Genomic DNA, 20,716 nt, shown 5'->3' with positions numbered 1-20,716 from the left:
GTCCCAGCCCAGGAGATCATCATGATCCACGAATCCAAAATTCTCGAACACATGGAAGTCATCGGCTCTGACGGCGGCCATGTCGGCAAGGTTGACCGCGTGATGGGCGGTGACATCGAACTGGCCAAGTTCGACTTCGGGTCAGGCTTCAAGCACCACCTTATTCCCATGGTCTGGGCGGAAGAGATCCTCGACAACAAGGTGTGTCTCAACATCACCAAGGACGCCGCCAAGGCCGCCTGGCGCGAACGGGCCTAGTCAGGATCGGGCGGCGCTGATCGCGCCGCCCGCTTTGCCTATTTCACGTTGGCGCAGAACCGCTGGATCCGCTGGCAGGCGTCTTCAAGCACCGCGTTGCTGGTCGCATAGCTGATCCGGAAATGCGGCGAGAGCCCGAACGCCGCGCCCAGCACCACGGCGACGCCTTCGGTTTCCAGCAGTTCGACGCAGAAATCGGCGTCGGACGTGATGACCTTTCCCGACGGCGTGGCCTTGCCGATCAGGGCTTCCACGGACGGATAGACATAGAAGGCGCCTTCCGGTGTCGGGCAGTTGATGCCCTGGGCCTGGTTCAGCATCGATACCACGAGGTCGCGGCGACCTTCGAACAGCCTGGCGTTGGGTTTGATAAAGTCCTGAGTCCCGTTCAGCGCCTCGACCGCCGCCCATTGCGAGATGGACGAGGGGTTCGACGTCGTCTGGCTCATCACCTTGGCCATCGACTTGATCAGGGCTTCCGGTCCGGCCGCATAGCCGATCCGCCAGCCGGTCATGGCATAGGCCTTGGAAACGCCGTTCATGGTCAGCGTGCGATCATAGAGCGCCGGCTCCACCTGCAGGATGGTGGTGAACTCGAAATCGCCGAACACCAGGTGTTCGTACATGTCGTCGGTAAGGACCCAGACCTGCGGATGGCGCAACAAGACATCAGCCAAGGCTCGCAGCTCGGCCCGGGTGTAGGCGGCCCCGGAGGGGTTGGACGGGCTGTTCAGAAAAACCCAGCGGGTCCGCGGCGTGATCGCGGCTTCCAGGCCGGCTGCGTCCAGCTTGAAACCAGACGCTACCGAGGTGGGCGCGGCGACAGGCTGACCGCCTGCCAACAGCACGATGTCCCAGTAGCTGACCCAATAGGGCGTCGGGATCACCACCTCATCGCCAGCGTTCAGCGTCGAGATCATGGCGTTCCAGATCACCGGCTTGCCGCCCGGAGAGACATTCACCTGGCTGGCCTTGTAGGTGAGGTGGTTTTCCCGCTGGAACTTGGCGACGATGGCGTCCTTCAACTCCGGAATGCCATCGACATTGGTGTACTTGGTCTTGCCGTCGCGGATCGCCTTGATCGCGGCTTCCTTGATATTGTCGGGGGTATCGAAATCGGGTTCGCCAGCGGCCAGACCGATCACGTTTTTGCCCTGGGCCTTCAACTCACGGGCCTTGGCGTCTGCGGCCAGAGTGGCGGAGGGCTTTACGCGGGCAAGCGCGTCGGATTCCCGGAACATGGGGGAAGTCTCCCGGCTGGGGGTTGGCGAAACGGCGGGGGTTTAGCCCATGCGGCGGCGCACGCCTACCCGCAGAAGGGCGCCACTTCGCCTTGACCTGGCCTCAGGATCACGCGACGCCTCCAAAGGTGATGCGCCGCCTCTTCGAATTCCTGTCGAACCTCGACGCCCAGGCCTGGCGGACGCTGGCGGTTTCCTTTGTGCTGTTTGGCGGTGTCGGCATTGTGTTTGTGTTCGGCGCCCAGCTGCTGGGGATCGACAGTGAGCGCACGCTGGAAGGGTGGTTGGGCACGGCGCGGGGGCCGTGGTCCCTGCCGGTGGCGGTCGCCGCCTTTGCGGCCCTGGCCTTTGTCGGGACGCCGCAGATTGTCCTGATCGCCGCCGCCGTCGTGGCGTTCGGCCCGGTGACCGGTGCGGCCTACAGTTGGGTGGGCACCATGGTCTCCTCGGTATTGGGCTTCTATCTGGGACGAACCGCCGGCGCGCGCACGCTCGAGCGGATTTCGGGTGACGGCGTGCGCCGGTTCATGCGGCTGATAGGCGAGAACGGCTTTCTGGCCAGCCTGATCGTGCGGCTGGTGCCGTCGGCGCCTTTTATCGTGGTCAACATGGCAGCCGGTGTCACCCCCATGCGGGTGACCCATTTCCTGGCGGGAACGGGGATCGGAATCGTCCCGAAGATCGCGTTGACCGCTTTCGCGGGGGCCTCAATCCTGCAAATCATGCGCGGCGAGATTTCAGGCCATTGGGTGGCGCTGCTGGCTGTTGCGGTCGCCTGGCTGGCGATCGGATGGTTTGCGCAGCGCTGGCTGGGGCGGAGAGGGCGAAGTGACCCTTAGGTCGCCGATCAGCAAGGTTCTTGCTGAAGTGGGCGTCTTTCATCTGATCCAGCGCAACAAGCTTGCGGCGCGACGTCCATCTCGATACATAACGTTCCATGCGCACGCGGCCCACAAGCCTGCTTCTTCTCTCGCTGGGGCTTAGCCGCCCCTGGGCGCCTCTCTAGGCACGCGCATGCTCGCGGCCGGGCGATCCAGGGGTTAGAAGACCTCCGCCCAGACCTGAAACACCGCGAAGAGATCTTGATTCCCATGACTTACCCCGTATCCGAGTCCGCCCCGGCGCCGTCTAACCGCGTCATTGTCTTCGACACCACTATGCGCGATGGCGAACAGTCGCCCGGCGCATCGATGTCGCACGACGAAAAACTCGAGCTGGCCAAGATCCTCGAAGACATGAAGGTCGATGTGATAGAGGCGGGCTTTCCGATCGCCTCCAACGGCGACTTCGAGGCGGTCCGCGCCATCTCCGGGATCATCACTGAAAGCGTCGTCTGTGGCCTGGCCCGCGCCGGCATGGCCGATATCGAGCGCTGCGCCGAGGCGATCCGGAAGGCCAGGCGCGGGCGTATCCACACCTTCCTGTCCACCAGTCCCAGCCATCGCGACCACATCCTGCACGCCAGCCAGGAAGACATCCTGGAGATGATCACCAAGTCGGTGACCCATGCGCGCAACCTCTGTGGTGATGTGGAATGGTCGGCCCAGGACGCCACCCGCACCGAACCTGACTTCCTGCGTCGCTGCGTGGACGCCGCCATTCGCGCCGGGGCCGGCACCATCAACCTGCCGGATACGGTGGGCTACAGTTATCCATCCGAGTATGGCGACATGTTCCGCGACATCATCGAGAACGTCGAGAACGCTGACACGGTGATTTTCTCCACCCACTGCCACAATGACCTGGGCCTGGCCGTCGCCAATAGCCTGGCCGGCGTGCAGGGCGGGGCGCGGCAAGTGGAGTGCGCCATCAACGGCATTGGCGAGCGCGCCGGCAACGCGGCGCTCGAAGAGATCGTCATGGCGCTCAAGGTCCGTGGCGATCACCTGCGGTTCCATACCGGCATCGAGACCCAGCACATCACGCGCGCCAGCCGCTACGTCTCGGCGATCACCGGGTTCCCGGTCCAGTTCAACAAGGCCATCGTCGGCAAGAACGCCTTCGCTCACGAGAGCGGTATCCATCAGGACGGGATGCTCAAGGACCGCGGCACCTACGAGATCATGCAGCCCGAGGACGTGGGGCAGGGCTCCTCCAATCTGGTGATGGGCAAGCATGCGGGCCGTGCGGGGTTCCGCGCCAAGCTGAAGGACCTGGGCTACGAACTGGGCCAGAACGCCCTGAACGAGGCCTTCCAGCGGTTCAAGGACCTTGCCGACAAGAAGAAGCACGTCTTCGACGACGATATCATCGCACTGGTCGACGATGCACTGGCCAGCGGGGCCGACCGCGTCCAGGTCAAACACCTGCGGGTGATCGCGGGCACCGAGGGGCCGCAGGAGGCGTTCCTGACGGTCACGATCGAGGGCGAGGAAAGGTCAGCCAACGCCACTGGCGACGGCCCTGTGGACGCGGTGTTCAACGCCATTCATGCGGTGATCCCGCATACAGCGATCCTGCGCCTTTTCCAGGTCCACGCGGTCACCGAAGGCACGGATGCCCAGGCCCAGGTATCGGTAAGGCTCGAGGACGATGGCCGCATCGCCACCGGCCAGGCCGCTGACACCGACACTCTTACGGCCTCGGCCAAGGCCTACGTCAACGCGCTCAACAACCTCTTCGCGCGCAAGGAAAAGACAGCGCCGGGCAAGGTCGCCAGCGGATTCTGACGCCGTAACATCGTGTCGTCCCGGTTTGGCCAGAGGCGAAAACCGGGATCGTTGCTCACCTGATCGCTGGAGGTTCACGCGCGCCGTGGGTGTGGGTGGACCCCGGCTCGGCCTTGGCGGCTGTGCCGCCGCATTGGCCGGGATGACGGATTCAATTTAATGCTCTGGATTTTCCTCGCCGCTGCGGCCGCGCCTTTGCAGGTCGCACGCAACGCCATGCAGCGGGGGCTGGTGGGTGATGCCGGGCCGTGGGGCGCGACGCTTGTGCGTTTCCTGTTTGGCCTGCCGTTTTCGATCCTGATCTTCGCGGTCATGTGGACGATCACTCCGGACGCCCAGCCTGATCCTTCGGCCCGGTTCTGGATCGCCGCGGTTGTCGGCGCCATCAGCCAGGTGGCGGCGACGGGAGCATTGCTGATGGCGATGCGCAGTTCAGGATTTGCGGTGGCGATCATGCTGCAGCAGTCGTCCCTGCCCATGGCGGCTATCCTCGGCTGGCTGGTTCTGGGGGACGCGCTGGGCGTCGCAGCCTGGTTTGGCGTGGCGGTCGGGACCATCGGCCTGGTCGTTCTGTCCTGGCCGCGTCAGGGGCAGGCCAGGGCGGATCTGCCGGGAGGGTTACTGGGGCTGGCGGCGGGCGCGGCCTTTGCGGTGGCGTTCAACGCCTATCGTCAGGCGGGGCAGGCGTTTGATGCGAGCCACCCGCTCTACTCGGCGGCAGCGGCCCTGCTGGTCGCCCAGACGATGCAGTCGGTGGTTCTGTCGTCGATCCTTGGGCTGACGCGCCCGCAGGCCTTGCGGTCGGTGTTTGGATCCTGGAAGCCCTCGCTGGCTGCCGGCTTTTTCGGGTCTGCCGCCTCGGCGTGCTGGTTCGGGGCTCTGGCGCTGGCGCCGGCGGCGCCGGTCCGGGCGATCGGTCTGATCGAGGGGCCGATCGCAGCCGCGGTTGGTCGCCGTCTGTTCAAGGAGCGTCTGACGCCCCGTCAGTGGATCGGCGGCGGATTGACTGCGGTGGGGGTGCTGCTCACCGTCCTGGGTTGATGGCAGGGGCAGCACGGTCTCAGGACCGGACGCCAACGCTTCACGTCATTGCGCAGTAGCGGTACACAACGCGAGTTGCGAGATCCCGCTGCAAACCTGGAGACCCGACCGTTGATCGCACGCCGGACCTTCTTCCGCGTCGCATCGGGCGGGCTGGCTTTCGCGCTGGGCGCAGGTCCTGGCAGGGTTCAACCCGGCGGGCCGACCGTGGCCGCCGCGTCCGATCTTTCCGCGGCTCTCCCCGAAATCGCCGCGCAGTTCCGCCGGCGGACAGGGCAGAACGTGAGGCTCACCTTCGGCTCATCGGGCAATTTCACCCAGCAGATCCTCAACGGCGCGCCCTATGAAGTCTTCCTCTCGGCGGATGAGGCCTATGTGGAAACCTTGCGTCAGGCGGGGCGCGGAGAGGGCCCGGGCGTGCTCTACGCCATCGGCCGGATCGGACTGTTCTCGCCCAAGGGATCTCCGGTCCAGGTGGACGGCGCGCTCGCCGGTCTGGGAAGGGCGCTCCGCGCAGAGCAGGTGAGCAAGGTCGCCATCGCCAATCCTGAACATGCGCCCTACGGTCGGGCGGCGCGCGAGGCCCTCCAGGCGGCGGGCCTGTGGGATGACCTGCAGGGGAAGCTTGTTCTCGGCGAGAACGTCTCGCAGGCGACCCAGTTCGCCGTCGCTGGCGGCGCGCAGGCCGGCTTGATCCCGCTTTCGCTGGCTCTGACGGCGCCCGTCAAGGCGGCCGGCACGTTCGCTCTGATTCCGGAAGACCGGCATAAACCCCTGCGTCAGCGGGCCACCCTGCTGACCGGCGCCGGCGCTACGGCCCGTGCCTTCTACAGCTTCCTGCAGGGCGTTGATGCGCGCGCGATCTTCACCCGCTACGGCTTCACCGTGCCCGGGGGGCGCTAGCAGCTTGGACTGGGAGGCGTTCCGTCTTTCGCTGGTGCTCGCGGCCTGGACGGTCGGCCTTCTGCTGCCGCTGGGCCTGGTGCTGGCCCGCTGGATCGCCTTTCACCGGTTCCGCGGACGCGGCGTCCTGGAGGCGTTGATCATGGCGCCGCTGGTGCTGCCGCCGACGGTGCTTGGCTTCTATCTATTGAGTGCGATGGGCGCCAACGCGTCTCTGGGCAAGGCCTGGGGCGCCATGTTCGGCCACCCGCTGGCCTTCAGCTTCGAGGGGCTGGTGGCTGCGTCTGTCCTGATCAACCTTCCCTTCGCCGTGCAGCCGATGCAGCGGGCCTTCGAGGCCCTGCCACCGGATGTCCGGGAAGCCGCCTGGGTCAGCGGCCTCTCACCCTGGCGTACGTTCTGGCGTATCGAGGCGCCCCTTGCGTGGCCGGGCGTCCTGTCGGCGTTCGCGCTCACCTTCACCCACACACTTGGCGAATTCGGCGTTGTTCTCATGGTCGGTGGGTCGATCCCCGGCGAAACGCGGACCATCGCGCTGGCGATCTATGATCGGGTGCAGGCCTTTGACACCCATGGCGCCGGTCTGATGAGCGCGCTCCTGCTGGCCTTCTCCATCGGCGCCATCGCCATCGCGACGGCGGCGACCGGCCGCGTCGGGCGTCGTCATGGCTGAGCCGGGTCTCTCTGTCCGCCTGCACCAGTCGGGACCGATTCCGCTGAACGTCGCCTTCACCTGCGCGCCGGGCGAGGTGCTGGGCCTGGTCGGTCCTTCCGGTGCGGGCAAGACGACAGCGCTCCGGGCGATCGCAGGTCTCTACCGCCCGCGCGCGGGACACATCGCGGTGGGTGACGAGGTCTGGTTCGATAGCGACGCACGCCGGTTTCTGCCGCCGCACCGTCGCCGGGTCGGGCTGGTTTTCCAGGAACACGCCCTGTTTCCCCACCTCTCGGCGCTGGACAATGTCGCCACGGCCCTGCTCGATTTTCCTCGCGCCGAGCGACGGGACCGGGCCGCCGGCCTGCTGGTGCGGGTGCATCTGGAAGGCCTTGAGGCGCGCAAACCGGCCCAGCTCTCCGGCGGCCAGCGCCAGCGCGTGGCTATCGCCCGGGCTCTGGCGCGCGAGCCGCATGTGCTGCTGCTGGATGAACCATTCTCGGCGGTCGACCGTCGCACGCGCGTTCACCTCTATGAAGAAATCGTTGCGCTTCGGCAGGGGCTTTCGATTCCTATGTTGCTGGTCACGCACGATGTGGACGAGGTTTCGCGACTCGCCGACCGGTTGTGTGTGCTCGATCAGGGGGAAGCCCGGGCGACGGGAACGGCTCGCCAGGTGCTGGCCGACCCTGCCGCCAGGGCGCTGCTTCTGGGCGATCCGCCAGCCTGACCCGGCAATCGCGCCGCAGGCGAATCCGCGCAGCCCGCATTAAGCCTTGAAATGACCAAGGTGTCAGGGCAGAGGGACCTGATCATCTGCCAGACAAAGTTAACCAACTCAGGCGCAAGCTCGCGTTTTCGGTCGGTTGTGCTTTCGCCTCGCAGACACCTTACCGTTTCCGCCCCAACCCGTCAGGGCTTTGCATGATCTCTTCGCTCTTCGGCGCCATCTCGAACGATATCGCCATCGACCTCGGTACCGCCAACACGCTGATCTACATGAAGGGCAAGGGCATCGTGCTCAATGAGCCTTCGGTGGTGGCGCTGCGCAATGTGGGAGGCCGCAAGGTCGTTCACGCTGTGGGTATCGAGGCCAAGCAGATGCTGGGCCGCACGCCTGGCCACATGGAGGCTATCCGCCCCATGCGCGACGGGGTGATCGCCGACTTTGAAGTCGCCGAAGAGATGATCAAGTACTTCATCCGCAAGGTTCACAACCGCAAGGGCTTCGTGAACCCCAAGGTGATCGTGTGCGTGCCGTCTGGCGCCACTGCCGTTGAACGCCGCGCCATTAACGATTCCTGCCTGAACGCCGGCGGCCGCCGCGTGGGCCTGATCGACGAGCCGATGGCGGCTGCGATCGGCGCCGGCCTGCCGATCCATGAACCCACGGGCTCGATGGTGGTCGACATCGGCGGCGGCACCACCGAGGTGGCTGTGCTCTCGCTGTCGGGGATCGTCTATTCGCGCTCGGTTCGCGTCGGCGGCGACAAGATGGACGAGGCGATCATCAGCTACATGCGCCGCAACCACAACCTTCTGATCGGCGAGACCACGGCCGAGCGCATCAAGAAGGAAATCGGCACCGCCCGCGCGCCGGCCGACGGCGAGGGCCTGTCGATCGAGGTCAAGGGTCGCGACCTGATGCAGGGGGTCCCCCGCGAGGTGCGGATTTCAGAGAAACAGGCCTCTGACGCGCTCGCCGAGCCGGTCGGCCAGATCGTGGACGCCGTGAAGATGGCGCTGGAAGCCACGCCGCCGGAACTGGCCTCCGACATTGCCGACAAGGGCATCATGCTGACCGGCGGCGGCGCACTGCTTCGCGGCCTGGACGCCGAGATCCGCGATCACACCGGCCTGCCGGTGACGGTAGCCGACGATCCGCTGTCCTGTGTTGCGCTGGGCTGCGGCAAGGTGCTCGAACATCCCAAGTGGATGAAGGGCGTTCTGGAATCCACCCTGGCTTAGGCGGCGCCCGCGCGGGTGATGGGGGTCGAACCTAGATGTCCTACAGGGACAATCCGCTCGGCGAACTGAGGGTTCCCCTGACCTGGACGGCGGGGATCGTGTTTCTCGTTGTGCTGATCGCCTCCGTGGCGGTGTTGCTTTCGGATCGCCGCGAGGTCTTCGACACTGACGCCTATGGCCGCTCGCGCACCCTGTCGGACAAGGTGATGGCGCCGGTGGGCGATGCGCTCTCCACGCCCGGCCGATTGACTGGACAGGGCGTGGACGGCGTCAAGGGCTACTTCTTCGCTGTGTCCGAGAACCGCCGCCTCAACGCCGAGCTCAAGGAAATGCGCCAGTGGCGCGACGTGGCGCTGGCGTTGCGCGACACCAACGAGCGCTATCGCGCCGCCCTGGGCCTCAAGACCGATCCTCCCATTCCCATGGCCTCGGCGCGAATTGTCACCGATAGCCGCGGACCCTTCGCAAATTCCCGCCTGGCCAACGCCGGCAGCGAAGCCGGGATCAAGCCCGGCAATCCGGTGATGAGCGAGAACGGCCTGGTGGGCCGCGTCGTCGGCGTTACGGACGGTGTCAGCCGGGTGCTGCTGCTGACCGACGCCGCCTCACGCACGCCGGTGATGATCGACCGGACCAATTCGCGCGCCATTCTGACCGGCGACGGCGGACCCAATCCCAGGCTGGAATATCTGCGCGGCCAGGACCCTGTGCGCAGCGGTGACAGGATCCTGACCTCAGGCGATGGCGGCGTTTTCCCCCGGGGACTACCGGTCGGCGTGGCGATCAAGGGGCTGGATAACCGCTGGCGCGTAGTGCTGGCCTCCGACAAGGCGGCAGTCGACTATGTACGGATCCTGCTGTTCCAGGACTTCACCCAGGTGGTCAATCGCGCGGGCCTGGAGAAGGTTGAGGTTCCGCCGGCGACGCCTGGCGCCTCAACCCTGCCGCCGCCGATTGCGACGCCCGCGGCCGTACTGCCGGCCGCCGCGCCGCCGACAGCCCCTGTGCGCCCGGCTGCCGGGACTGCCCCGCGACCCGCTGGAGCGACGCCGTGAGCAGCAGCGGCGCACAGCCCCTGGCGCCCTGGCGATGGCTTGGCGTTCCCATGCTGCAGGTGATCCTGGCCACCTTCCTGCTGGCGCTGCCCTTGCGTTTCTGGGGGCTGAGCCTGCCTGAGCCGGTGTTCGCCCTGCCGGTGGTGTATGCCTGGGCGGTCATCCGCCCATCCATGCTGGCGCCGGTGGGCGTGATGCTGATGGGATTCTATCTGGATCTGCTCTGGGGCAATCCCCTCGGATTCTGGGCGGTGTGTCTGTTGTTGCCCTATGGCCTGGTGCTGAGCGGGCGGGCGATGCTCGCGGGGCAGAGTCGCCTGTTCATGTGGGCCTGGTACAGTGCTGCGACCGCGCTGGCGCTTGGCGCCGGTTACATCTTCACGATGCTGGACACCCAGAACGCGCCAAGCCTGGTGTCCGTGGGTTGGCAATTCCTCGCCACAGTTGTGCTCTATCCCTTCGCCGACAGGCTCATCGACCTGTTTGAAGACGCAGACGTGAGGTTCCGCTGAGCGCGCCATGACCGGCCCATCGATCTTCTTCGAAGAGGTGAACGAGCGTCAGGGCGTATTCCATCGGCGCGCCGTCCTGCTGGGCGCCTTCGCGGGCCTCGGCCTGACAGCCATGGGCGGGCGTCTGGCCTATCTGCAGCTGTTCCAGACCCAGCGCTATGAGCGGCTGTCCACCTCGAACCAGTTCAATTTCAAGCTTATGCCTGCGCCGCGCGGAGTGATCGTTGACCGCAACGGCGCCGTATTGGCGGCCAATCGCCCCAACTTCCGGCTACTGGTGGTCCGCGACAAGGGCACAGATACCGAAGCGACCCTCAAGACACTGGCCAGTTTTGTGCCGCTGGACGAGGTTCGCCAGCGCCGCCTGCTCAAGGATATCAACAGCGCGCCGCGCCGGGCGCCGGTTTCGGTCATGGAGGACATGACCTGGGAACAGTTCTCGGCCATCAGCGTGCGTGCGCCGGAGCTCACCGGAGTTACCGCAGACATGGGTGAGGTGCGGGTCTATCCCTACGGCGGGGCCTTCGCCCACGTCATCGGCTACGTCGCCAAGGTGAACAAGGACGACATCACCGCCGCAGGCCCCAACGCGGACTCCATCCTGCTGCATCCGGGTTTCAGGATCGGCAAGCAGGGCGTCGAGAAAGCCTTTGATCTGGAACTTCGCGGCCGGCCCGGCGCGCGCAAGGTCGAGGTCGATGCCAACGGGCGCGAGGTCAGCCACCATGGCGAGGGCGACATCTCGCCGCAGCCGGGCGCTGAAATTCAGCTGACCCTTGATGTCGATGTCCAGAATCGGGCGCTGGAAGTCTTCGGCGAGGAGAGCGGCGGCGCTGTCGTGATGGATTGCCGCACCGGCGACATCCTGTGCATGACATCGGCACCCAGCTTCGACGCCAATCGGTTTGTGCGAGGCCTTACGGTCGCTGACTACCGCGGCCTGGCGACCTTCGAGCGCAAGCCCTTGCTGGACAAGTGCCTGTCAGGCCTCTACCCGCCGGGCTCAACCTTCAAGACAATGACTGCGCTGGCGATCCTCGACGCGGGCATCGACCCGGATATCCGCGTCAACTGTAGCGGCGGGATGAACTTCGGAGGCCGCTACTTCCACTGCCACAAGCGCGGCGGGCACGGCTCGCAGAACCTGCGCGACGCCATCAAGAACTCCTGCGACACCTACTTCTACACTATGTCACTGCGGGTGGGGCCGGATCGCATCGCCATCGCCGCCCGCGCCTTCGGCCTCGGCCAGATTTATGACATCGGAATCCCGGGTCAGAAGAAGGGCGTCGTGCCCGACCGGGCGTGGAAGAAGCGCTACTTTGCGAAGAACGAGGCCCAGCAGCCCTGGTGGCCGGGCGAAAATCTCTCCTACGCCATCGGCCAGGGCTATCTGCAGGTGAACTGTCTGCAACTGGCCGTGATGACGGCGCGGCTGGCCAACGGACAGCGGGCGCTCAATCCGCGTCTCGTTCGCTCGGTGGGTGGCAAGGAGCTGCCAAAAGGATCGGACGCGCCGCCACTGCCGTTTGCGACCGAGCACATCCAGTATGTTCGTGACGGCATGGCGGCAGTGACCGAGGCGGGCGGCACCGCGTTCCGGGCCAGCCAGCTGGGCCTGGGTGACATCCTGATGGCCGGCAAGACCGGCACCGCCCAGGTGCGCAACTATGACAAGGGCGGATCACGCGGCCAGGGCGGGACCTGGCGCCTGCGCGACCACGGCCTGTTCGTGGCCTTTGCGCCCATTGACGCCCCCCGCTACGCCATCGCCGTGGTGGTGCAGCACGGTATGGGCGGATCGACCGCCGCAGCGCCGCGCGCACGGGAGATCATGCGTACCACCCTGTTGAAGGATCCGGAGATCCGCGCGCGGATCGAGAAGCCGTTGCCGATGCCGGAAATGGCGCCCGACCTCGAACTGGACAACGTCCCCCAGTCCACGACCACCGAACAGACCGCCGCCATCCCCGGAGGTCCGGCATGACCGTGTCCGCCCTGACCCGTCCCGGCGAACGCGACCGGCTGATCGTCAAGCTATCCGAAATCGATTGGCTGTTCGTCCTGGTCCTGTGCCTGATCGCAGGGACCGGGTCGCTGATGCTGTTTTCCATTGCAGGATCTTCCTGGACGCCCTGGTCGGCAGCGCATGCCAGTCGGTTCGGGATCTGCATCTTTATATTGATCGCCCTGGCGATGGTGGATCTGCGGGTGTGGTTCGCGCTGGCCTACCTGATCTATGGCCTGGGCGTACTGTTGCTGATTGCGGTGGAACTGGTCGGCGACATCAGACTCGGCGCCCAGCGCTGGTTGTCCATTGGCAGTTTCAGTTTCCAGCCGTCCGAGGTGATCAAGATCGGCATCGTCCTGGCGCTGGCGCGGCTCTATCACGGCGTGTCGGCAGAGCGCGCCCGGCTTTCATGGTGGTTGCTCATTCCGGCGTTGATGATCGCCGTCCCGGTGCTGCTGGTGGCGCACCAGCCTGATCTGGGCACCGCCTTGCTGATCGCCATGACCGGCGGCGCCATCGTGGTGCTGGCTGGCCTCTCCTGGAAGATCATCGCCGCCGCCGTGGCTGGCGTGCTGGCCGTGATCCCGCCCTACGTGATCTTCGGCATGCACGACTATCAACGTCAGAGGGTGCTGACCTTTCTGGACCCGGAGAGCGACCCCTCGGGCTCGGGCTATCACATCCTGCAATCTATGATCGCGCTGGGCTCCGGTGGCCTGCTGGGAAAGGGCTATGGGCTGGGCTCCCAGAGCCAGCTCAATTTTCTGCCGGAAAAGCAGACCGACTTCATCTTTGCCGCGCTCGCCGAGGAGTTCGGTTTTGTCGGCTGCGCCTCACTTCTGATCCTCTACGCTGCGGCGATCTTCATGGCGCTCCGGACCTCCTATCTCAGCCATAGCCATTTCGGACGCCTGGCCGCAGCCGGCGTCACCGCCACCTTCACCCTCTATGTGATGATCAATGGCCTGATGGTCATGGGACTGGCGCCGGTGGTGGGCGTGCCGATGCCGATGCTGAGCTATGGCGGCACCGTGATGCTGACGGTGATGATCGGGTTTGGCCTGATTCAGTCTGTCCGTGTGCACCGGTATTCCGAAGTCACCAGCGGCAAGGGGTCATTTGTCTGACTTCATTCTGCCCGCATCTGATGTATGATGCGTGATGCAGGAGGGTCCAATGCGTACGACAATCGCGATCGACGACGACGTTCTGCTCGCGGCAAAACATATGGCCCAGGTGCAGGGGCGGCCTGTGGGACAGGTCATTTCGGACCTCATCCGCGAGGCGCTTGCGCCTGCGACGCCAGCCGAGCCGACCTACCTGAATGGCATCTTGCAGCTACCGGTCAGACCTGGCGCAATCGTCACGCCCGAACTGATCAAACAGCTTGATGACGAGACGCAGTGACGTTTCTGCTCGACGTCAACATCCTCATTGCTCTCATCGACCGGTCCCATGTCGACAGCTCGCGGGCCCACGCCTGGTTTGCTCACGAGGGGCGCCATTCGTTCGCAACCTGCCCTCTGACCGAAAACGGCGTCCTGCGTATCGTTGGCGGACCGCGCTACCCGACACCGCATGGATCAGCCTCAGCTGTACTGCCAGCGCTTGAGGCCCTTTGCGCCCTGCCGGGTCACGTATTCTGGCCGGACGCCATAAGTCTGCGAGATCAGCAGCATCTGGTTCGCCGCCGTCTTCTCAGTTCCGGCGACGTGACGGACGTCTACCTCCTGGCGTTGGCCGTTGCCAACGGCGGTCGCCTGGCGACCTTTGATCGAAAAATCCCGGCTGAGGCTGTCCCCGACGGGGCCGCAGCCCTCTGCTTGCTGACTTAACTCAAACCCTGAGCGCCGCCTCCGTCGCGCGGACCAGACCATCGACGATTCCCGGCTCGGTCGAGGCGTGGCCTGCGTCCCAGACCACTTCGAAACGCGCCTTCGGCCAGGCCGTCTTGAGGCGCCAGGCGCTGTCCATCGGGGTCACCACATCGAAGCGACCCTGGACAATCCAGCCCGGGATCCCGGCCAGCTTGCCCACGTTTTCGAGAATCCAGTTCTCGCTGTCGAAGAACCCGCCGTTGGCGAAGAAGTGGCACTCGATCCGCGCGAAGGCGATGGCGAAGTCGATCTCGTTGAACTTGGATGGCCGGGCTTCCGGGCCGCGGATGGAGATGGTGTCGCCCTCCCACTGGCTCCAGGCGGTAGCGGCCTCGGCCTGGATACGCCGGTCCGTATGGGTCAGCCGTTTGTGGAAGGCGCTGATCATGTCGCCCCGTTCTTCCAGCGGGATCGGCGCGCAGAACCGCGCCCAGGCGTCGGGGAACAGCATTGATGCGCCGTCCTGATAGAACCAGCGCAGCTCACGCGGGGTGAGCAGGAAGATGCCCCTGAGCACCAGGCTCTCCACCCGTTCCGGGTGGGTGATGGCGTAGGCCAGCGCCAGGGTGGAACCCCATGACCCGCCGAAGACGCACCATTTCTCCACGCCCAGATGCTCGCGCAGCCGCTCGATGTCGGCGATCAGCGACCAGGTGGTGTTGTCGTCCAGGCTGGCGTTGGGCCGGCTCTTGCCGCAGCCGCGCTGATCGAACAGAGCCATCCGCCACTTCGACGGATCGAAGAAACGCCGCATGGTGGGATTGATCGTGCCGCCGGGGCCGCCGTGCAGGATCACACAGGGTTTGCCGTCCTGCACGCCGCACTGCTCGTAGTAGATCTCGTGCGGCCCGTCGGTGGCCAGCCAGCCTGAATCGAAAGGCTCGTTGTCGGCGAATAGACCCCGGCGGTTCGAGGTGGACGAGAAGGCCTGCGCCGGGGTGTTGCGTTCCATGAGCGTCTTTTACGTCGGGAAACGCCTGTCGAGCCAGCCCAGGATCAGGGCGTTGACCTCATCCGGCTTTTCCTGCTGCGTCCAGTGGCCTGAACCGGCCACCATCACCGTCTCCAGATCGCCGATGAAGCCCGCCATGTGGTCGGCGGCCGACGGGGGCAGCACGGCGTCCAGCTCGGCGGTGATCATCAGGCAGGGCAGACCGTCGATCCGGGTGGGCAGGGTCTCTGCCCGTTCCCAGGTGCGGGTGAAGTTACGGTACCAGCTGACCGGGCCAAAGAAGCTGCCGGCCCGGAACGCCTCTGCGAACACAGCCAGTTCGTCGGGCGTCAGCAAGGGGTCGCCGCCGGTGACGCCGTCCCAGTTGCGCAACAGGTCCTTGAACGCAAATGTCGATCCCGAGGCGTCGGGCTGGACTGTAACCGGCTGCGCGGCGGGTTTGCGCATGAAGAAAGCCATGGTTCTGCTGGTATCTGCGCCCAGCACCGCCTCCGGCTCATCCGGGTTCTGGAACCAGACGATGTACATGTCCGGTCCGAAGCGCGCCCTCATGATCGCGATCGGGTCGGCCGGCGCGCGCGGCATGAAGGGGGTGTTGAGGCCGATGACGCCCGCCACGCGATCGGGATGGATCAGCGGCATCTGCCAGACCACGATGCCGCCCCAGTCGTGGCCGCAGAAGATCGCCTTCTCCACGCCCAGATGGTCCAGCAGGCCGGCCATGTCGGCGGTCAGCTGATCGATATCGTAGGCGTCCACGGCGTCGGGCTTCGACGACAGGCCGTAGCCGCGCTGGTCCGGCGCGATGGCCCATTGCCCGGCGGCCTCGCAGGCCTTGAGCTGGTGACGCCAAGAGAACGCCAGCTCCGGGAAGCCGTGGCAGAAGATGATCGGCACGCCTTGACCGCGCGGTCCGACCTCATAGTAGGCCAGCTCCACGCCATTGACGGAGGCCTTCTGGACCGGCGGCATCATGGCCTCGAGTGCTGACATGGTGGTCTCCTTGCGGTTTGGGGTATCGCCGACCCCTAAGGTTCCAGTAGGGCATGGGCGCCGTGACGTCCGCCAACCCTTCATCCGCTTCGCCGCCGACGCCCTGGGGGTTGGTGATCCTGCTGGGATCGCTGACCGCCATGGGGCCGCTGGCGATCGATATGTACCTCAGCACCCTGCCGGCTATCGGTCAGTCCCTGCGCGCCACGCCTGCCTCGACCCAGGCCACGGTGTCGACGTTCCTGGCGGGGATGGCGATCGGACAGCTGGTCTACGGACCCTGGTCTGACCGGGTCGGGCGACGCGCGCCGATCATGCTGGGTGTGGTGATCTTCATCGCCGCCTCGGTAGCCTGCGCACTGGCGACGTCGGTGGAGCAACTGCTGGCGGCGCGGTTCATCCAGGCTCTGGGCGCCTGCGCCGGGGCCGTGGTCTCGCGCGCTATCGTCCGGGACACCTTTGACCACACCGAAACGGCGCGCACCCTCAGCCTGATGATGCTGATCATGGGCCTTGCGCCAATCCTCGCGCCATTGCTGGGTGCGGCCCTGCTGACCTTCGGCGGTTGGCGGCTGAACTTCTGGTTCATGGCTGCGTTCGGCATTGTGGTGGGTGTGATCGCCGTGTTGCGCCTGAAGGAGTCCCGCTCCGAGGCCACGGCGCGCCAGGCCGCATCCGAAAACCCCTTCCAGTCCTATGCGGCGCTGCTGCGTCAGCCGCGGCTGGTAGGCTATGCGCTGGCCGGGGCGCTGAACGGCGCCACCCTCTTTACCTACATCGCCACCTCGCCCAGCCTGATCATGGGAACCTACGGGTACTCCGCCGCCCTCTTCCCCTGGATCTTTGGCTTCAACGCCCTCGGCATCGTGGGATCGGGCCAGATCAACCGGATGATCCTGCGCCGCGTCCACCCTGACCGGGTGCTGAGCGTGGCCAGCCGCATTGCCGTCGGCCTGGGCGTCACCCTGATGATCGCCGCTTACACGGGCATTGGTGAACGATGGACGGTGCTGCCGCTGGTGTTTCTGGTCTTCTGTAGTCTGGGCTTCATGCAGGGCAACACCACCGCGGGCGCGCTGAATGTCGACCCCCTGCGCGCCGGCTCAATCTCGGCCCTGATGGGCACCGTCGCCTTTGCCGCGGGTGCGCTGGCGTCGACCCTGGCCGCTATCCTGCATGACGGCTCTTCCCGACCCATGGCGCTGGTGATGGTCACGGCGCTGGCGGGGTCCGCCCTGGCGCTAAGGTTCCTGGCGCTGCGACCGGCTCAGGCCTGAGGGTCGACCCCACGTGCGGCCCAGGCCAGCACGGCCCAGCCGATCAGGAACAGCAGTCCACCGATGGGCGTGATCGCGCCAAACCACCGCGGGGCGCCCAACGCCATGGCGTAGAGGCTGCCCGAAAAGATTACGACGCCACTGAGGAAGAAGGCCGGTGCATATCTTGCCCGCCTGGCGCCCACCTGAATGAACGTCGCGCAGGCCAGCGTCGCCATGGTGTGCATGAACCCGTAGGTGGACCCGGTCCGCAGCCACTCCTGAGCCTTGGGATCGTGCACCCCGTGCGCCGCGAACGCGCCGACCGCCACGGCGACAAACCCGCTGATCGCCGCCAGCGTCATCCAGTTCCGATGGGTCCAGAAGCCCATGCCTAGCCCCATACCTGCGGACGACGGGCCTTCCAGGGGGCTTCCTTCTCCAGTTGCCCGGCCAGACGGAAGAGGGTCGCCTCGTCGGCATATTTGGCGGTGAACATCATGCCGATGGGAAGGCCGTTTGCGTCCATCTCCAGTGGCAGGCTGAGCGACGGCTGACCTGAGAAGTTGAACGGCGGCGTGAACGGGAAGGCGCGCCCCTGGCGCCGGTTCACCTCGCGAGGCTCCAGGTTCACCGGGTCTATATGGCCGATCTCCGGCACCGGCGTGCCCAGTACCGGGCTGAGATAGACGTCGATGTCGGCGAAGGCCGCGAGCGTGGCGCGGTTCAGCATCCGCATGTCCTGCAGGGACCGCAGCGCGTCGGCGCCGCTGACCTTGCGTCCTGATTTCAGCGAGGCCCAGGTCAGCGGCTCCAGTTCGTCCGGCTCAGGCTCACGACCGATCTCGTCGATCAGGCGCGCCATGCCGGCAGCGAAGTTGGCGGCGCCCGCCGGACCCCGCGCGGCATAGAGCGCGCGGTAGTCGATCCCCAGACCGCGTTCGAACACGTCGTGGCCCAGGCGGCGAAGCAGGTCGGCCGTTCGTTCCAGCGCAGCCTGGATTTCCGGATCAATGGGGTGGCCGTTGGCGGTCTCCGATGACCAGGCGATGCGTAGTCTGCCAGGGCTCTTGCTCACATCATCCAGATAGAGGCCGGACTTCGGCGGCGCAGGGTAGGGCGAGAACGGCTCGGGATAGCCCGTGGCGTCCAGCATGGCGGCGCTGTCGCGGACCGTGCGACTGACCACGTGATCCACGACCAGGCCGTAGGTGTAGTCGTACCCGTCCGGCATGTTGGGATTGCGGTCACGGGTGACCTTCAGGCCTACCAATCCGCAGCAGGCCGCAGGGATCCGGATCGAACCCAGGCCGTCCGAGGCGTGGCCCATGGGAACGATGCCGGCCGCCACCGCCGAGGCCGAGCCGCCCGACGAGCCGCCGGCGATGTGCCCCGGGTTCCACGGATTGCGGCAGGGTCCAAGATGGGCGCTCTCGGTGGTGCCGGTGATGCCGTATTCGGGCGTATTGGTCTTGCCGATGGGGATCACGCCGGCGTCGCGATAGCGCGCAGTCAGGCCACCATCCTCGGCGTCGATCACGCCCCGTGCAAAGCGGCTGCCCGAGGTGCGCGGCCAGCCGGCCACAGGCATGGCCAGATCCTTGATCAGAAACGGCACGCCGCGAAACGGACCGTCAGGCAGGGCGCCCGTGGCCCGGGCCCGGGCGTCGTCAAAACCCTTGTAGACCACCGCGTTCAGGGCGGGGTTGTGCCGCTCGACACGCGAAATGGCCGCCTCGACAAGCTCGGCTGGCGTCACCTGCTTCGTGGCGACCAGCTGTGCCAGTCCCAGGCCGTCGAAGTCGGAATAGTTGTCCATCAGCGGGCTCCAGCAGAAAGAAAGGCCAGTTTCTCGACCGGCGCGAGATCGCGCACCTGGGTCTTCAGTTCGCCGAACGACGCTTCCGCCGCATCAAGCGCGCCGTCGATATCGGCCTCGGTCATCGCCGCACAGAGGAACATGTTGTGCCAGGGGTGCACATAGACGCCCCGCTCCAGCATTTCCGAGGCGAAGCAGAACCCCTTACGCAGGTCCGGGTCATCGTCGAACAGGAACAGGGGCATGGTTCCGGGTCCGGTCTGACGGAAGCCGAAGCCGGCGGCGGCGGCGCGCTCGGTGAGGCCCGCGCGCAGGCGTTCGCCCAACCCGGTGATCCGTTCCAGATAGTCCGTCTCGCGGATCAGCCTGAGCGTCTCCAGACCCGCCGCCATAGGCGCGGCCTGATACCAGAACGAGCCGGTCACATAGATGGCGGCAGCGGCCTTGCGCGCCTTGTTGGAGCCCAGCAGCACCGAGATCGGATGGCCGTTGGCGACGCACTTTCCCCAGGACGACAGGTCGGGCTGTACGCCCAGCCGGCTCCAGGAACAGTCCCGCACCAGACGAAATCCAGCCCGGACATCGTCGACAACCAAAAGGGCGCCGGTCTGGTCACAGAGCTCTCGCGCCCGTTTCGCATAGGCCAGATCGGGGTCGGCCTGGTCGATGAAGGCGTCATGCTTGAACGGCGCGGCAAAGATCGCGGCCAGATCATCGCCCGCTTCGGCCACTGCAGCCTCCAGGCTGGCGACATCGTTGTAGTCGCAGAAGATCTGGTTGGCCCGGTCCGTGTCGATCGTCCCGGCCGGACGCGGCACGCACCAGGGGGCTGCGCCATGATAGGCGCCCTTGGCCCGGATCACCTTCTTGCGCCGCGTGTGGGCCCGCGCCGCCGACAGCGCCATGGTGGTGGCGTCCGTGCCGTTCTTGCAGAAGATCGCCCAGTCGGCGTGGGTGATCATGGCCGTCAGCGCTTCGGCCAGCTCCACCATGAGCGCCGTAGGTCCCGTCAACGTATCGCCCTGGCCAAGCTGACGAACGAACGCCGCGTCGATGTCGGGGTGGCCGTAGCCGAACAGGTTCGGGCCGTAGGCGCACATGAAATCCAGATAGCGGTTGCCGTCCACATCGGTGATGTGGGCGCCGTCACTGCGGGCGAAGAACTGCGGATAGTCGTCCGGCAACAGCCCCACCGACTGATGTCCGAACATCCCGCCTGGGATAACCGCCTCAGCCCGTTCCCTCAGCTGTCGATCCCGACTGTTCGCCCGGCTCATCCCCGTCTCCCTGATCGTTGTTCAGGAGAGCTTACGACGGGCGGAGGGGATGTGGGGAGTCCTGAGCGTACGGCATCCCGGGAGGGAAAGGCGGCAATCCCTCAACCTGCGACCGTGGGCTAGGTGTTCAGTCCCGAGGTCAAGTGGACCGGATCGAGCCGGAAGCGGTGGGGTTCGTTGGCCCAAGCTGTACAGATGGCTTCGTAGGGTGTGAGGCCGCGTAAGGTCT

General features: G+C 65.9%; 21 protein-coding genes and 1 pseudogene. 15 read left to right on the top strand and 7 right to left on the bottom strand.

The window, feature by feature from the left end; translation table 11 throughout:
• Positions 1 to 21: 21 nt before the first annotated feature.
• Positions 22 to 258, top strand: a complete 237-nt coding sequence (locus tag ACIQ3B_RS12100) for a DUF2171 domain-containing protein (RefSeq protein WP_397402886.1) — start codon at positions 22 to 24, stop codon at positions 256 to 258.
• 38 nt (positions 259 to 296) lie between these two features.
• Here ACIQ3B_RS12100 and ACIQ3B_RS12095 read toward each other — a convergent pair whose 3' ends face one another.
• Positions 297 to 1,499: a pyridoxal phosphate-dependent aminotransferase gene (locus ACIQ3B_RS12095; RefSeq protein WP_397402884.1), complete on the bottom strand. Its 1,203-nt coding sequence runs from the start codon at positions 1,497 to 1,499 to the stop codon at positions 297 to 299.
• Positions 1,500 to 1,627: 128 nt separating this feature from the next.
• Here ACIQ3B_RS12095 and ACIQ3B_RS12090 point away from each other — a divergent pair, with 128 nt between their 5' ends.
• From ACIQ3B_RS12090 to ACIQ3B_RS12030, 13 genes are all read left to right on the top strand, one after another.
• Positions 1,628 to 2,338, top strand: a complete 711-nt coding sequence (locus tag ACIQ3B_RS12090; protein WP_397402896.1) for a TVP38/TMEM64 family protein — start codon at positions 1,628 to 1,630, stop codon at positions 2,336 to 2,338.
• Positions 2,339 to 2,590: 252 nt separating this feature from the next.
• Positions 2,591 to 4,168 (top strand): 2-isopropylmalate synthase, encoded by a 1,578-nt coding sequence (locus ACIQ3B_RS12085; RefSeq protein ID WP_397402882.1) that lies wholly within the window; start codon positions 2,591 to 2,593, stop codon positions 4,166 to 4,168.
• 159 nt (positions 4,169 to 4,327) lie between these two features.
• Positions 4,328 to 5,209: a DMT family transporter gene (locus tag ACIQ3B_RS12080; RefSeq protein WP_397402881.1), complete on the top strand. Its 882-nt coding sequence runs from the start codon at positions 4,328 to 4,330 to the stop codon at positions 5,207 to 5,209.
• A gap of 111 nt (positions 5,210 to 5,320) precedes the next feature.
• A complete protein-coding gene (gene modA, locus ACIQ3B_RS12075) occupies positions 5,321 to 6,112 on the top strand; it encodes a molybdate ABC transporter substrate-binding protein (RefSeq protein WP_397402879.1) in 792 nt (263 codons plus the stop codon).
• A gap of 4 nt (positions 6,113 to 6,116) precedes the next feature.
• On the top strand, positions 6,117 to 6,785 hold the full coding sequence (modB, locus tag ACIQ3B_RS12070) for a molybdate ABC transporter permease subunit (protein ID WP_397402877.1): 669 nt from the start codon (positions 6,117 to 6,119) through the stop codon (positions 6,783 to 6,785).
• Positions 6,778 to 7,497: an ATP-binding cassette domain-containing protein gene (locus ACIQ3B_RS12065; RefSeq protein ID WP_397402875.1), complete on the top strand. Its 720-nt coding sequence runs from the start codon at positions 6,778 to 6,780 to the stop codon at positions 7,495 to 7,497. Before modB ends, ACIQ3B_RS12065 begins: the two co-directional genes overlap by 8 nt.
• Positions 7,498 to 7,691: 194 nt before the next feature.
• Positions 7,692 to 8,735, top strand: coding sequence for a rod shape-determining protein (locus ACIQ3B_RS12060; protein ID WP_331537844.1), 1,044 nt, complete (start codon positions 7,692 to 7,694; stop codon positions 8,733 to 8,735).
• Positions 8,736 to 8,770: 35 nt separating this feature from the next.
• Positions 8,771 to 9,790 (top strand): rod shape-determining protein MreC, encoded by a 1,020-nt coding sequence (gene mreC, locus ACIQ3B_RS12055; RefSeq protein ID WP_397402873.1) that lies wholly within the window; start codon positions 8,771 to 8,773, stop codon positions 9,788 to 9,790.
• Positions 9,787 to 10,302 (top strand): hypothetical protein, encoded by a 516-nt coding sequence (locus ACIQ3B_RS12050; RefSeq protein ID WP_397402871.1) that lies wholly within the window; start codon positions 9,787 to 9,789, stop codon positions 10,300 to 10,302. The genes mreC and ACIQ3B_RS12050 overlap by 4 nt, the downstream gene beginning before the upstream one ends.
• 7 nt (positions 10,303 to 10,309) lie before the next feature.
• Positions 10,310 to 12,289, top strand: coding sequence for a penicillin-binding protein 2 (gene mrdA, locus ACIQ3B_RS12045; RefSeq protein ID WP_397402869.1), 1,980 nt, complete (start codon positions 10,310 to 10,312; stop codon positions 12,287 to 12,289).
• On the top strand, positions 12,286 to 13,440 hold the full coding sequence (gene rodA, locus ACIQ3B_RS12040) for a rod shape-determining protein RodA (protein WP_397402867.1): 1,155 nt from the start codon (positions 12,286 to 12,288) through the stop codon (positions 13,438 to 13,440). Before mrdA ends, rodA begins: the two co-directional genes overlap by 4 nt.
• Positions 13,441 to 13,489: 49 nt before the next feature.
• Positions 13,490 to 13,720 (top strand): CopG family transcriptional regulator, encoded by a 231-nt coding sequence (locus tag ACIQ3B_RS12035; protein WP_397402865.1) that lies wholly within the window; start codon positions 13,490 to 13,492, stop codon positions 13,718 to 13,720.
• Positions 13,717 to 14,148, top strand: coding sequence for a TA system VapC family ribonuclease toxin (locus ACIQ3B_RS12030; RefSeq protein ID WP_397402863.1), 432 nt, complete (start codon positions 13,717 to 13,719; stop codon positions 14,146 to 14,148). Before ACIQ3B_RS12035 ends, ACIQ3B_RS12030 begins: the two co-directional genes overlap by 4 nt.
• Before the next feature lies 1 nt (position 14,149).
• Here the strand turns inward: ACIQ3B_RS12030 and pip are convergent, their stop codons facing one another.
• Together pip and ACIQ3B_RS12020 are read right to left on the bottom strand one after the other, a co-directional pair.
• Positions 14,150 to 15,142 carry a prolyl aminopeptidase gene (gene pip / locus ACIQ3B_RS12025; RefSeq protein WP_397402861.1) on the bottom strand — a complete coding sequence of 331 codons (993 nt, stop codon included), beginning with the start codon at positions 15,140 to 15,142 and terminating at the stop codon, positions 14,150 to 14,152.
• 9 nt (positions 15,143 to 15,151) lie between these two features.
• A complete protein-coding gene (locus ACIQ3B_RS12020) occupies positions 15,152 to 16,135 on the bottom strand; it encodes an alpha/beta fold hydrolase (protein WP_397402859.1) in 984 nt (327 codons plus the stop codon).
• 62 nt (positions 16,136 to 16,197) lie between these two features.
• Here ACIQ3B_RS12020 and ACIQ3B_RS12015 point away from each other — a divergent pair, with 62 nt between their 5' ends.
• Entirely contained in the window at positions 16,198 to 17,412 is a 1,215-nt protein-coding gene (locus tag ACIQ3B_RS12015; RefSeq protein ID WP_397402857.1) for a multidrug effflux MFS transporter, read from the top strand.
• Here the strand turns inward: ACIQ3B_RS12015 and ACIQ3B_RS12010 are convergent.
• From ACIQ3B_RS12010 to ACIQ3B_RS11995, 4 genes and pseudogenes are all read right to left on the bottom strand, one after another.
• Complete coding sequence (locus ACIQ3B_RS12010) at positions 17,403 to 17,783, bottom strand: DUF423 domain-containing protein (RefSeq protein ID WP_397402855.1); 381 nt, start codon at positions 17,781 to 17,783, stop codon at positions 17,403 to 17,405. The two genes, ACIQ3B_RS12015 and ACIQ3B_RS12010, sit on opposite strands and share 10 nt — an antisense overlap.
• A gap of 2 nt (positions 17,784 to 17,785) precedes the next feature.
• Positions 17,786 to 19,210 (bottom strand): amidase, encoded by a 1,425-nt coding sequence (locus ACIQ3B_RS12005; RefSeq protein WP_397402853.1) that lies wholly within the window; start codon positions 19,208 to 19,210, stop codon positions 17,786 to 17,788.
• Positions 19,210 to 20,487 carry an aminotransferase class III-fold pyridoxal phosphate-dependent enzyme gene (locus ACIQ3B_RS12000; protein ID WP_397402851.1) on the bottom strand — a complete coding sequence of 426 codons (1,278 nt, stop codon included), beginning with the start codon at positions 20,485 to 20,487 and terminating at the stop codon, positions 19,210 to 19,212. The genes ACIQ3B_RS12005 and ACIQ3B_RS12000 overlap by 1 nt, the downstream gene beginning before the upstream one ends.
• 119 nt (positions 20,488 to 20,606) lie before the next feature.
• Positions 20,607 to 20,716: pseudogene (locus ACIQ3B_RS11995) on the bottom strand (IS481 family transposase); the annotation flags it as partial.

This window comes from Phenylobacterium sp., assembly GCF_044358365.1.
Taxonomy (GTDB): domain Bacteria; phylum Pseudomonadota; class Alphaproteobacteria; order Caulobacterales; family Caulobacteraceae; genus Phenylobacterium.
This window is presented reverse-complemented; position numbering and strand designations above follow the sequence as displayed.